Annotated in this window: 10 protein-coding genes; 5 read left to right on the top strand and 5 right to left on the bottom strand. The window is 67.8% G+C overall.

The annotated features are described in order from the left end of the window. Positions 1-14 precede the first annotated feature (14 nt). Positions 15-656 (top strand): peptide-methionine (S)-S-oxide reductase MsrA, encoded by a 642-nt coding sequence (gene msrA, locus Sp245p_RS04365; protein WP_014241348.1) that lies wholly within the window; start codon positions 15-17, stop codon positions 654-656. A gap of 60 nt (positions 657-716) precedes the next feature. On the opposite strand, the gene Sp245p_RS04360 is transcribed toward msrA, so the two are convergent. Together Sp245p_RS04360 and Sp245p_RS04355 are read right to left on the bottom strand one after the other, a co-directional pair. Further along, a complete protein-coding gene (locus tag Sp245p_RS04360) occupies positions 717-1,820 on the bottom strand; it encodes a hypothetical protein (RefSeq protein WP_041811211.1) in 1,104 nt (367 codons plus the stop codon). 148 nt (positions 1,821-1,968) lie between these two features. Further along, a complete protein-coding gene (locus Sp245p_RS04355; RefSeq protein ID WP_145644869.1) occupies positions 1,969-3,054 on the bottom strand; it encodes a hypothetical protein in 1,086 nt (361 codons plus the stop codon). A gap of 546 nt (positions 3,055-3,600) precedes the next feature. On the opposite strand from Sp245p_RS04355, the gene Sp245p_RS04350 reads away from it, so the two are divergent. Genes Sp245p_RS04350 through Sp245p_RS04340 form a run of 3 tightly spaced genes read left to right on the top strand, consistent with a single transcriptional unit; the run spans position 3,601 to position 6,904 of the window. Continuing rightward, positions 3,601-4,344 carry a PAS domain-containing protein gene (locus Sp245p_RS04350; protein ID WP_014241353.1) on the top strand — a complete coding sequence of 248 codons (744 nt, stop codon included), beginning with the start codon at positions 3,601-3,603 and terminating at the stop codon, positions 4,342-4,344. Next, positions 4,341-6,395, top strand: a complete 2,055-nt coding sequence (locus Sp245p_RS04345; protein ID WP_109138375.1) for a DNA translocase FtsK — start codon at positions 4,341-4,343, stop codon at positions 6,393-6,395. Before Sp245p_RS04350 ends, Sp245p_RS04345 begins: the two co-directional genes overlap by 4 nt. A gap of 17 nt (positions 6,396-6,412) precedes the next feature. Beyond that, positions 6,413-6,904, top strand: coding sequence for a DinB family protein (locus tag Sp245p_RS04340; protein ID WP_014241354.1), 492 nt, complete (start codon positions 6,413-6,415; stop codon positions 6,902-6,904). A gap of 25 nt (positions 6,905-6,929) precedes the next feature. On the opposite strand, the gene Sp245p_RS04335 is transcribed toward Sp245p_RS04340, so the two are convergent. The 3 genes from Sp245p_RS04335 to Sp245p_RS04320 form a co-directional block, all read right to left on the bottom strand. Further along, the gene (locus Sp245p_RS04335) at positions 6,930-7,658 is read right to left on the bottom strand and encodes an MgtC/SapB family protein (RefSeq protein WP_014241355.1); all 729 of its coding nucleotides are present in this window, start codon (positions 7,656-7,658) and stop codon (positions 6,930-6,932) included. A 248-nt stretch (positions 7,659-7,906) separates the two neighbouring features. Then, entirely contained in the window at positions 7,907-8,260 is a 354-nt protein-coding gene (locus Sp245p_RS04325) for a hypothetical protein (RefSeq protein WP_041811217.1), read from the bottom strand. 59 nt (positions 8,261-8,319) lie between these two features. Further along, positions 8,320-9,144 carry a PAS domain-containing protein gene (locus Sp245p_RS04320; RefSeq protein ID WP_014241358.1) on the bottom strand — a complete coding sequence of 275 codons (825 nt, stop codon included), beginning with the start codon at positions 9,142-9,144 and terminating at the stop codon, positions 8,320-8,322. 330 nt (positions 9,145-9,474) lie between these two features. Here Sp245p_RS04320 and carB point away from each other — a divergent pair, with 330 nt between their 5' ends. After that, positions 9,475-12,726 carry a carbamoyl-phosphate synthase large subunit gene (gene carB / locus Sp245p_RS04315; protein WP_014241361.1) on the top strand — a complete coding sequence of 1,084 codons (3,252 nt, stop codon included), beginning with the start codon at positions 9,475-9,477 and terminating at the stop codon, positions 12,724-12,726. Positions 12,727-12,761 lie beyond the last annotated feature (35 nt).

Genomic DNA, 12,761 nt, shown 5'->3' with positions numbered 1-12,761 from the left:
TCGGAGAGGCCGAGATGCTCGGAATGTTCATGCGCAAGCCCCTGGCGCTGCCCAGCGCGGAGGAGGCCCTGCCCGGACGCGACACGCCGGTTCCCGTGCCGCCGCGCCACCACGTCAACGGCAACCCGCTGACCCCGCCCTATCCGGAGGGGCTGGAGGTCGCCGACTTCGGTCTCGGCTGCTTCTGGGGGGCGGAGCGCAAGTTCTGGAAGGTGCCGGGCGTCTGGTCGACCATGGTCGGCTATCAGGGCGGCCACACCCCCAACCCGACCTATGAGGAGGTCTGCTCCGGCCGCACCGGTCACACCGAGGTGGTGCGCGTCGTCTACGACCCGGCCAAGGTCGGGTTCGAGGAGTTGCTGCGCGTTTTCTGGGAGGCGCACGACCCGACCCAGGGCATGCGCCAGGGCAACGACGTCGGCACCCAGTACCGCTCGGCCATCTACACCCACACGGACGCCCAGCGCGCCGCCGCCGAGGCCAGCCGCGAGGCCTATCAGGCCCGCCTGGAGCAGGCCGGGTTCGGCCCGGTGACGACGGAGCTGCGCGAGGCCCCGCCCTTCTACTACGCCGAGGACTATCACCAGCAGTATCTGTCCAAGAATCCCGCGGGCTATTGCGGGCTGGGCGGCACCGGGGTGACCTGCGTGGCGTGAGGGGGGCCAGAATGAGAGGGGGCGGATCGCGGCGTGGCGCGGCGCCCTCCTGCCGGGTGCCTACCCCCCGGCCCCCAGGAAGGTGCCGATGGGCTGGACGTTGCCGCCCAGTATGACCGGTGCGCCCGGCGTCGAGACGGTCCGGATGGTCATTCCCGAGGACTCGCCGAAGCTGACGGTGGTCTGCGCCATGCCGCTCGGCAGATAGAACGGCCACAGGCCGAGCGGAGCGAAGGTTTCGATGATGGCTTGGTCCAGTGGCGAATAGACCGCGTCCGAGGTGACGGTGATGTCGACGCCTTTCGCCGCCGCCAGCGACGCCATGACCCGCGGCAGGCTTCCGTCGGCGCCGAAGACCGCGTCCCAGGCGGGTTGCGCCGGATTGGGCCAGGGCGGCGTGCAGGGATTGGCGTAGGCCGTCGCGATCATCGAGGAGTCGTACCAGGACCCCGGCGTGAGCGGCCACGTGATCAGTCCCGACACGGTGACCGCCGCCTGCACATGGCTGCGCGCGAACAGCAGGCTTTGACGGTTGCCTGGAACGGCGCCGCTCCAAAGCCCGTTGTCGACGGTGTCGACACCGCCGGTCCAGGACCCGGACACATCGCCGCTGGCTGCCTTGCTGTCAAAGCGGAAGGATTTGGCGATGCCATGGGCAAGGCTTTGGACCAGCTGCGCGTAGCTTCCCCCGAAATCCGCAGGCTGCCCGTTCGGGCCGACATACGGCTCCAGGGCCGCCTGGGCCGAGCCGATCAGAGCCATCACCGCAAGATCCTGCTGCCCCACGTTGGCAACCGTCGGCGCGTTGATCATCGCCCAGACCAGGAACAGCGCCGGCAACTGCTGAGCGGACGGCTGCGGGCTGAGCGTCGCAAGATAAGCGGTCCACGCCTCATAGGTGTCGCCGCCGATGTCCTCCCTGAAGCAGGATTCGGGAAAGCTCAGCTGGCCGATGACGGATGCATAAATGTCGAAGAAGCGGTCCAGGCTCATGTCGTAGGCGTTTGCCGTAAGGGAACGCTGCGGAATTTCCTGACCGTAACGCCACAGCCCCAGATCCGTCAGTGGAACGACGAAGGACGGCTGAAGAAGCTGGAACGCGGCGGACGTGAGATTGAGCGATTGGACGACGGAATTGTACCAGCGGTTCTGAAGCCCTTCCATGCCAGCTGGCGTCTCCGCAGCGGCTTCGTGTTGGCGTAACATCGCGTTCTCCCGAGTTCCGTCCGGAGCGTCATGAAGCGAAGGGAACCGGCCGCAGGCACGGCCGGTCCCCACTCGCCGCGGTCTCAGCGGGCTGCGCCCCCAGCCATCAGGCCAGGGCCAGCGTCTTGTCCGACACGGCCTTCAGGGCGGCGGTCGAATGGCCCAGATAGGTCTGGACCGGCAGGACGTTGCCGCCCAGGACGATCGGAACCCCGGGTTCGCTGGTGATGGTGACGGTCATGTTGCCGTTCTGGTTGAAGGACACCGACGTCGAGGAGCCGCTGCCCGACCCGCTGGTGTAGAACGGCCACAGGCCGGACGACTTGTTGCTGTTGATGACGCTCTGGTCGTTGGCATCGAACTTGGCGTCCGACGTGACCTCGATGTACATCGTGTCGGCCACGATCAGGTTGACCATGAACCGGGTGGTCGTGCCGGTCGACGGGTCGAACACCGTCTTCCAGCTGGGGAGCGCCCCCTTCTTCCACGGCGGCGAATCGGAGCTGGAATAGGCGAGACCCATCGCCGAGGAGCTGTACCAGTTGCCCGGCGACGCGGCGAAGGTCAGGACGTGCCGGAAGGTCGCCTTGGTGATCTGCACGTTGCTGGAGGCGAATTTCGTGCTCTGGGAAGAGGTCGAGCTGCTGCCGCCCCACAGGCCGAAGAAGCCCGAATTGCCGCCCTTCGACCAGCTGCTCGACACATTGCTGTTCATGGTCGAGCTGGAGAAGGTGAACGAGCGGGACGGGGCCTGCGACAGCTGCTGGGCAAGCACCGCATAGCCGGCGTTCCAATCCGGCGGCGGGGCCGGCGGCGTCTGGAACGGCACGCTGGTGTAGGGCATCAGCGCAAGGCTGGCGGCGCTGACGGTCTCCAGCAGCATCGCCGACAGGTCCTGCGCACCGATATTCGCCACCGACGGCGCGTTGATCATCGCCCACTGGAAGAAGGTGCTGGGCAGCTGGTTGGCCGCCGGCGTGGGCACGATGCTGGCGATGTAGCTCTTCCAGGCCCTGTAGTTGTCCGGCCCGATGTCCGGCTCGAAGGTGTTCGGCGGCGCGATCAGCGAACTGATGATGCCCTTGTAATTGGAGAAGAACTGGTTGCCGCCGCTCGCGATGTAATTCTGCGTCAGCGACAGCGGCGGGATGTTGTTGAAGTAATCCCATAGCAAAGTGTTGTTGTTGGCCACAAGCGGCGGCAACGGCTGAAGAATTTGGAACGTGTCCTGCGACAGGCCAAGACCCTGGCACAAACCGTTATAGAAGCCATTTTGGAGATCGAGAAAAGTTGACACCGCTTCCTCCTTTGTTTTGTGGCCCGACTGCAGCACAGCAATCGCGACAAGAATTTTGTATCACCAAGAGAGAAAGCAATCAACCGCTAAGAATCATTTTTATAAAGAGTACAACTGCATGATTCATTATTATCTTTTATGATCATCTGCTGAATTTGCCTTGGCATATTAACGTATGATTCCATGAAAAGTCCTTAGAATATGAATTATCGACTGAATTCAGAAAGTTTATTTACTGAAACATCTTATGACATGACGCCCGCGCACAGAGAGGATCGGGACCAACGGACACACCCGCCCGCGAATCCTTGCAAGGCCCTTAAGCGACGTCGCCCTTGCGGTTGCGCCTGCCCGTCCCTTCCGGGTATGGTTCCGGCGGTCCATGAAAGCTCCAGGGGGTAGCCCCGCGGGGCGCCGCCCGAGACATTCCGCGCCCAATCCATGATCAAGGAAAGAACCGAGCTGGCGACGCCGCACCTGAGCGGCCTGCTTGACTTCTGGCTCACCAAATGCATCGGCGGGAAGCCGCCGGTGTCCAGCACCGTCGCCCCGGCCGATCTGCGGCCGTGGAAAGATAATATTGTGATTTTCGAGGTCATCGGAGACGATGACTTCGTTTATTCCTATTACGGCCAGTCGCTCGCCGCGGCCTTCGGGCATTCGCGCCTGGGCGCCACGCTGGACGATCTGCCGGAGGAGCAGCGGGCGATCCTGCGCCCCGAATACGCCTCGCTCCTGCGCGAACGGCTGCCGGTCGCCCGTGTCTACACCGCCGATTTCAGCGGAGTCATGCGGACCTGGGAGCGGCTGGCGCTGCCGATGTCCAGCGACGGCGAAACCATCGACAAGATCCTGGTCGCCGCCTACGAACTGCCGCCGGACGAACCGCCCTGCGCCGCGCTCATCCCCGCCGCGGTGGATGAGGAGGCGGACGAGGAGGCCGAGTTGGACGTCGACGTGCCGGATGACGATGAACCGGACGGAGGCGAACCGGACCGAGGCGAACCGGATGTGGACGGCACACCGGCTTCCGCCCCTGAGGCCCTTGCGGGCGAGGACGCCGAATCCGACGGCGAACCGGACGGAATCGCGGACGCCGTGGCCGAAGCCGACAACGACACCCCCGACGACGCCGAAGACGGCAAGTCCTTCTCCACCGAACAGAAACCGGGAGCCCCGGCATGACGCCGCGCACGCCCCACCTGACCGCGCCCGCGACCCAGTCGGGAGTCGTCACCGCCGACGAGTTCAATCTGTGGTGCGCGCTGAACGGCCGCCCCTTCAATCTGATCCCCAACGCGCGCCCGGACGGGCGGCTGCTGTGGGATGTGGAGGTGCTTCCCGGCACCCCGCGCGCCGGCACGGTCTATTCGACCAACCTCGGCGACGAGGCGCTGGCGGTGGTCGCCGGATTCGCCTTCCTGTCCGGCGTCGAATGGGCCTACGAGGCGCGCGCCGCGGAAACCATCGCCCCGCCCCCGGCGTCGGACGCGGCCGTGGACGCGCCGGAAGAGGTGGAAGATGTCCTCATTCCCGACGCCGAGGATCTGCCCGGGGCCCCGTCTGAGGAAGCGGAGCCGGAAGAAGCCGAGGACGACACCTTGGCCTACGAGGACGACGCGGCCTATGAAGACGACGCGGACGGCGTCGACGACGCCGTCGCCCTCGACGAGGACGAAGAACCCGAATCCGACGAGGGCGCGCTGCCCATCGGCGAGGACGATCCCTACGCCCTGCCCGGCACCACGCTCCTCCAGAACCCGCCGCCGCGCCCGCCGCAGCAGCATGACGAGACGGTCCTGGCCCGCAACGCGCGGATGCTGGAGACGGTGCTGAGGAACTTCCGCGTCCGCGGCGAGATCATGGACGTGCGCCCCGGCCCCGTCGTGACGCTCTACGAGTTCGAGCCGGCGCCGGGCACCAAGTCGGCCACGGTCATCAACCTGACCGACGACATCGCCCGCTCCATGAGCGTGGTCACCGCCCGCATCGCCATCGTGCCGGGCCGCAGCGTGATCGGCGTCGAGCTGCCGAACCCGGTGCGCGAGATGGTCTATCTGCGCGAGATGTTCGACCACGCGGCCTTCGCCGAATCGCAGGCCCATCTCGCCATCGCGCTCGGCAAGGACATCAGTGGGGAGCCGGTGGTCGCCGACCTCGCCCGCATGCCGCACCTGCTGGTCGCCGGCACCACCGGGTCGGGCAAGTCGGTGGCCATCAACACGATGATCCTGTCGCTGCTCTACCGGCTGCCGCCGGAGCGCTGCCGCTTCATCATGGTGGACCCGAAGATGCTGGAGCTGTCGGTCTATGACGGCATCCCGCATCTGCTGACCCCGGTGGTGACCGATCCGAAGAAGGCGGTGATCGCGCTCCGCTGGGCCGTGCGCGAGATGGAGAGCCGCTACGAGGCGATGTCCAAGCTCGGCGTGCGCAACATCGAGGGCTACAACGCCCGCATCGCCGAGATGATCGCCAACGGCGAGCCGATGCCCCGCCGCCATGTCCCCGGCGAGGCCGAGACCGTCTTCGACCTGACCCCGCAGGAGCCGACACCGCTCCCCTACATCGTGGTCATCGTGGACGAGATGGCCGACCTGATGCTGGTGGCGGGCAAGGAGATCGAGGCGGCGATCCAGCGCCTCGCCCAGATGGCCCGCGCCGCCGGCATCCACCTGATCATGGCGACGCAGCGTCCGTCGGTGGACGTCATCACCGGCACGATCAAGGCCAACTTCCCGACCCGCATCAGCTTCCAGGTCACCAGCAAGATCGACAGCCGCACCATCCTCGGCGAAGCCGGGGCGGAGCAGCTTCTCGGCCAGGGCGACATGCTCTACATGGCCGGCGGCGGCCGCATCACCCGCGTCCACGGCCCCTTCGTCTCCGATTCGGAGGTCGAGGAGATCGTGCAGTTCATCAAGTCGCAGGGCGCCCCCAACTACGTCACCGCCATCACCGAGGAAGAGGATGAGGCGGTTGCCGACGAGGACGACGAGAGCGGCGGCGGCAACTCGGGCGACGACCTCTACATGCAGGCCGTCAACCTCGTGGTGCGCGAGGGCAAGGTGTCGGTCAGCTTCATCCAGCGCCAGCTCCAGATCGGCTACAACCGCGCCGCCCGTCTGGTCGAGCGGATGGAGACGGAGCGCGTGGTCGGCCAAGCCAACCACCAAGGGAAGCGCGAGGTGCTGCTGTCCCCCGCCGGCCTGTCGGCCAAGCGCGCCGGGGTCTAGGAACAGGGGAGAGGGCGATGAAGGCGCATTTCGAACGGTTCGCGCGCTACAACCGCTGGGCCAACCGCCGCCTCTACGCGGTGGCGGCCGAGCTGTCGGACGCCCAATACCGCGAGGACCGCAGCGCCTTCTTCCGCTCGGTGCGGGGAACGCTGAACCACATCCTGGTGGCCGACCGGGTGTGGCTGCGCCGCATCGAGGGCGACGGGCCGACGCCCTTCGCCCTCGACGAGATCCTCTATGACGGCTTCGACGATCTGCGCGCCGCCCGCGAGGCGGAGGACGAGCGCCTCATCCGCGTCGTGGCGGAGCAGGAGGAGGCGCGCTTCGCCGCGGACCTCCACTACCGCTCGCTGGCCAGGCAGGCCTTCACCATGCCCTTTTCCGCGGTGCTGGCCCATGTCTTCAACCACCAGACCCACCACCGCGGGCAGGCGCACACGCTGCTGACGCAGTTCGGTCTGGCCGCGCCCAGCATCGACTTCGCCTATTTCCTGTTGGACAAGTAGGCGCGCCGGGCTCCTTACACCGTCCTCACATGCGCGACGGCGACAGGCGGAACTCCACCACCCGGCTGGTGCGGGCCAGCTTGTCGATCAGCTCCATCGGGTCCGGCGTGCCGTTGGCCTGGAGCGTGAGCTGGTACTCCAGGTGGCCGCTGCCGTTGCGCAGGTGGAAGGCCCAGGACACGATCTCGTAGCCGTGCTCCAGCGCCTTGACACGAAGCACCTCCGCGGGGGGCGCCTGATCGCGCTCGAAGACCAGCATCACCTGGACCACCGTGTGGTGGGGCAGGACCGCCTCCAGCCGGCGGAAGGCGCTCATCACCAGAATGACCAAAAAGGCCAAGCCGATGGCCGCGGCGTAGAAGCCCAGCCCGACGGTCACCCCGATCGCCGCCGCCGTCCAGATCGACGCCGCGGTGGACAGGCCGCGGATGGAGAAGCCCTCCCGCATGATGACCCCGGCGCCGAGGAAGCCGATGCCGGTCACGATGCCCTGGATGACCCGCGTCGGGTCGCCGCCCCCGCCGGTTCCGCTCCCGATACCGCCGTACCACAGGCCGGGATAGGCGTTGACGACGGTCAGTGCCGTCGAGGCGAGGCAGACCAGCGCGTAGGTGCGCATCCCCGCCGCCCGCCCGTGGAAGGAGCGCTCGTACCCCATCAGGATGCCGAGCCCCAGCGCCCCGACCAGATGCAGCAGGATGACGCCGTTGACGGCCAGTTCAGCCGGCGACCAGTAGGCGGACAGGTTCTGCATGGCCCCTCCCACGGCTATCGTATTTGGCGTTCAACCCCCTCTCCCGTCCCGGGAGAGGGTGCCCGCGCAGCGGGCGGGTGAGGGTCGCACGAGGATCAAGGCGCTGCTTCTTGGCATCACCCTCACCCTTCCCACGCTTTGCCTGGGCCCCTTCCCTCTCCCGGGACGGGAGAGGGGATGTCACATGTGATCCCCCGGGACGACCGGTCCCGGGACGTCCAGTGTAGCGCCGATTGGTTGGCGAAGGATCACCCTCCCAGCCCGCCCAGCGTCCAGCGGGCGAACAGGGCCACCAGCATGCCCTCCGCCGTGGCCAGCATCAGCCGCAGCATCAGGCTCACGAGGTCGGTGAAGCGGTCGCGGCGGGGAAACACCTCGGCCAGCATGCCGGCGACGGCGCGGCGCAGGTTCAGGCTGACGAGGCCGATCACCAGCGCCACGACGGCGGTGCCAACCACATAATAGAGCGCACCCTTCCAGCCGGCGAAGCTCTGCGGGTGTTCCAGATAGAAGAGCGTGCCGACGACGATCCAGACGGTGGACGGCCAGACCCCCACCATGTCGGCGCCGCCGGCCGGCCTGGCACCGCCGGGCGCTGGCACCGGAGACTCCGGCGGGGGTTCTGGCGGGGGCTGCGCGCTCCAGGGCACCGCGGCCTCCGTCAGCCCCCCGGCACGTGCCGGAAGGCCAGCACGCGGGCCGGGCGGCCGTCCTCGTCGGACAGCGGCAGCAGCAGTTCGACGAAGCGCGCGCCCGGCAGCATCGGGTCGTCGCGCACCAGAAGGCCACGCGGTTCCCCCGTCTCCAGGCAGGCGCGCAGATCGGCGTTGAAGCGCGCCGCCGCCTCGGCGGGGTGGCAGTCGCTGACCGGGCGCGGCACCGCGCGCTGCCCGATCCGGCGCTGCACCGCCCGCCCGCAGGCGCGGTAGAGGAAATCCTCGCCGCCGCGCAGCGGCTCCATCAGGCACAGGCGCGGCACGCATTCGCGGATCTGCGCGGTGTCGATGTCACGCGCTTCCGGCATCGGACGCCCGCGGAGGACGCGTCGCCAGTGGACGTAGAGCAGGCTGGCGATCTGCGGGATCTGGTCGAGGTCGAGCGGCTCCGACCGGCAGACCGGCGGTGCGGGGGGCGGCGGCGGAACGGCTGGGGCGGCGGCAACCACCACGCGCACCGGCGCGGCCGCTACGGCCTCGGGCACCGGCTTGACGGCGGCAAGGGCGGGCGCCGGGCGGCTGGCGAAGACCGGCTGGCGCTCCGGCCGGCCGCCGTGTTTCTTCAGCATTGGCAGCGGCGCCCAGGTCGGGCAGGTGTGGTAGGAGCGCGTGACCTTCCGGTAATCCTGGCTGGTCGCCGTCCGGCACTCCCCCTCCGCGCTGTAGCGGTCGACATGGACGAGCGTGTTGTCGTCCGACAGGGCGCGGTCGCCCCCCCACGAAACGCAGGCGGCGCAGGCGCGGCTGTCCTTGGCGAAAGCGTGGGTCATCGTCGGGTGCGAACTCCAAGGCCGTCATGGGCGGCGGTCAGGACGGGTGTGCGGGCTTCTCCCGCTGGTGAAGATCGGAAACGCCGGGTTTCCAGCGCACCCCGATTGATGACGCCCTTTCGGCGCGGGTTCAAGCCTTGCCTCGCCGCCCGCTGGCGATGTTTCAGACATGTGGCCCGCGCATCATCCCACCCCTTCCCCCGCGCCGCCTTGTTCCCTATAAAGGGGCCTCGCAACGACATATTGATCCGTGCCCTCTCACACCCGCGCTCCGAAAGGGGCCAATGGCGCGAGGGGGCTTTTGCTGCACGAACGTCGAGAAGCGGACCCATGCCCAAGCGCACTGATATCAAATCCATCTGCATCATCGGCGCGGGGCCGATCGTCATCGGCCAGGCTTGCGAGTTCGATTACTCCGGCGTCCAGGCGTGCAAGGCGCTGCGCGAGGAAGGCTTCCGCGTCATCCTGGTCAACTCCAACCCGGCCACCATCATGACCGATCCGGGTCTGGCCGACGCCACCTACATCGAGCCGATCACCCCGGCCGTGGTGGCGAAGATCCTGGAGAAGGAGCGCCCCGACGCCCTGCTGCCGACCATGGGCGGCCAGACCGCGCTGAACACCGCCATGGCCCTGTCCGACGACGGCACGCTGGAGCGGCTGGGCGTGGAGATGATCGGCGCCAAGCGCGACGTCATCGCCAAGGCCGAGGACCGCATCCTGTTCCGCGACGCCATGGACAAGCTGGGCCTGGAATCGCCGCGCTCGCGCCTCGTGCGCAACATGCAGGAGGCGACCGAGGCGCTGGAGTTCGTCGGCCTGCCGGCGATCATCCGCCCCAGCTTCACGCTGGCCGGCACCGGCGGAGGCATCGCCTACAACCGCGCCGAGTTCGAGGACATCGTGCGCGGCGGCCTGCGCGCCAGCCCGGTCGGCGAGGTGCTGATCGAGGAATCGGTGCTGGGCTGGAAGGAGTACGAGATGGAGGTCGTCCGCGACAAGGCGGACAACTGCATCATCGTCTGCGCCATCGAGAACATCGACCCGATGGGCGTCCACACCGGCGATTCGATCACCGTCGCCCCGTCGCTGACGCTGACGGACAAGGAATACCAGATCATGCGCAACGCCTCGATCGCGGTGCTGCGCGAGATCGGGGTGGAGACCGGCGGCTCCAACGTCCAGTTCGCGGTGAACCCGGCGAACGGCCGCCTGATCGTCATCGAGATGAACCCGCGCGTGTCGCGCTCCTCCGCGCTGGCCTCCAAGGCCACCGGCTTCCCGATCGCCAAGATCGCCGCGAAGCTGGCCATCGGCTACACGCTGGACGAGCTGACCAACGACATCACCGGCACCACCCCGGCCAGCTTCGAGCCGACGATCGACTACGTCGTCACCAAGATGCCGCGCTTCACCTTCGAGAAGTTCGCCGGCACCGAACCGCTGCTGACCACCTCGATGAAGTCGGTGGGCGAGGCCATGTCGATCGGCCGCACCTTCCAGGAGTCGGTGCAGAAGGCGCTGCGCTCCATGGAGACCGGCCTGACCGGCTTCAACGAGGTGCGCATCGGCGACAGCGACACGCCGGACGCCGCCGCCATCCGCGGCGCGCTGGCCCGCCCGACGCCGGACCGCCTGCTGGTCATCGCCCAGGCCTTCCGCCACGGCTTCACCGTCGCCGAGGTCCAGCAGGTCTCCAAGTACGACCCGTGGTTCCTGGAGCAGATCAAGGCCATCGTCGACCGCGAACAGGCCATCCGCAGCGGCGGCCTGCCGACCGACAAAGCCGGCTGGCAGTCGCTGAAGCAGATGGGCTTCTCCGACGCCCGTCTGGCCGAGCTGGCCGGCAAGTCCGAGGGTGAGGCCGCCGAGGCCCGCCGCGCCGCCGGGGTCACGCCGGTCTTCAAGCGCATCGACACCTGTGCCGCCGAGTTCGCCTCGCGCACGCCCTACATGTACTCGACCTACGAGACGGACGGCACGGGTGCCGCCGAGTGCGAATCGGACCCGACCGAGAAGAAGAAGGTGGTCATCCTGGGCGGCGGGCCGAACCGCATCGGCCAGGGCATCGAGTTCGACTATTGCTGCGTCCACGCCGTCTACGCGCTGCGCGAAGCCGGCATCGAGACCATCATGGTCAACTGCAACCCGGAGACGGTCTCCACCGACTACGACACCGCCGACCGCCTGTATTTCGAGCCGCTGACCGCCGAGGACGTGATCGAGCTGGTCCGCGTCGAGCAGCGCAACGGCACGGTGCTCGGCTGCATCGTGCAGTTCGGCGGCCAGACCCCGCTGAAGCTGGCCGACGCGCTGGAGAAGGCCGGCATCCCGATCCTCGGCACCTCGCCGGACGCCATCGACCTCGCCGAGGACCGTGAGCGCTTCCAGAAGCTGCTGCATCAGCTCGACCTGCTCCAGCCGGCCAACGGCCTCGCCCGGTCGCTGGAGGAGGCGGAGACGGTCGCCGCGCGGATCGGCTTCCCCGTGGTCATCCGCCCCTCCTACGTGCTGGGCGGCCGCGCCATGGAGATCGTCCACGACATGGCCGGCCTCAAGCGCTACATGGGCAACGCCGTGAAGGTGTCGGGCAAGAACCCGGTGCTGATCGACAGCTACCTGCAGGACGCCATCGAGGTGGACGTGGACGTGGTGGCCGACGCCACCGGCCAGGTCTACATCGCCGGCATCATGGAGCACATCGAGGAGGCCGGCATCCATTCCGGCGACTCGGCCTGCGCCCTGCCGCCCTACTCGCTGCCCGCCGAAACCATTGCCGAGATCGGCCGCCAGGGCGAGGCGCTGGCCCGCGCCCTGCACGTCGTCGGCCTGATGAACGTCCAGTTCGCGGTCAAGGACGGTACGGTCTACATCCTGGAGGTCAACCCGCGCGCCAGCCGCACGGTGCCCTTCGTCGCCAAGGCCACCGGCACCGCCATCGCCAAGGTCGCCGCCCGCGTCATGGCAGGCGAGAAGCTGGCCGACTTCACGCTGAACGGCCCGACCCCGCCGCACACCGCCGTGAAGGAGGCCGTGTTCCCCTTCGCCCGCTTCCCCGGCGTCGACATCGTGCTCGGCCCGGAGATGAAGTCGACGGGCGAGGTGATGGGCCTCGACCACAACTTCGCGCTGGCCTTCGCCAAGTCGCAGCTCGGCGCCGGCGTCACCTTGCCGGTGCAGGGCACCGTCTTCATCTCGGTGAAGGAGCGCGACAAGCCGTCGGCCGTGCAGATTGGGCAGAAGCTGCACGCCATGGGCTTCCGCGTCCTGGCGACCACCGGCACCGCGGCGGCCCTGCGCCAAGCCGGCGTCCCGGCGGAGTCGATCAACAAGGTGGTGGAAGGCCAGCCGCACATCGTCGACGCGATGATCAACGGCGAGGTGCATCTGGTCATCAACACCACGGACGGCGCGCAGGCCCTGTCCGACAGCTTCAGCCTGCGGCGCACGGCGCTGACCTACAACCTGCCTTATTACACCACCATGGCCGGTGCACGCGCGGCGGTGGAAGCGATTGCCGCACTCCGGAACGGCAGCCTTGAAGTCGCGCCGTTGCAGTCGTACCTTAGCGGTTCCTATTAGGACGGTTTACGGCGCGGCGGACCTCCTCCGCCGCG

The organism is Azospirillum baldaniorum, from assembly GCF_003119195.2.
GTDB lineage: Bacteria > Pseudomonadota > Alphaproteobacteria > Azospirillales > Azospirillaceae > Azospirillum > Azospirillum baldaniorum.
The sequence above is the reverse complement of the archived record's forward strand: the minus strand, read 5'-3'. Positions and strand labels throughout refer to the sequence as shown.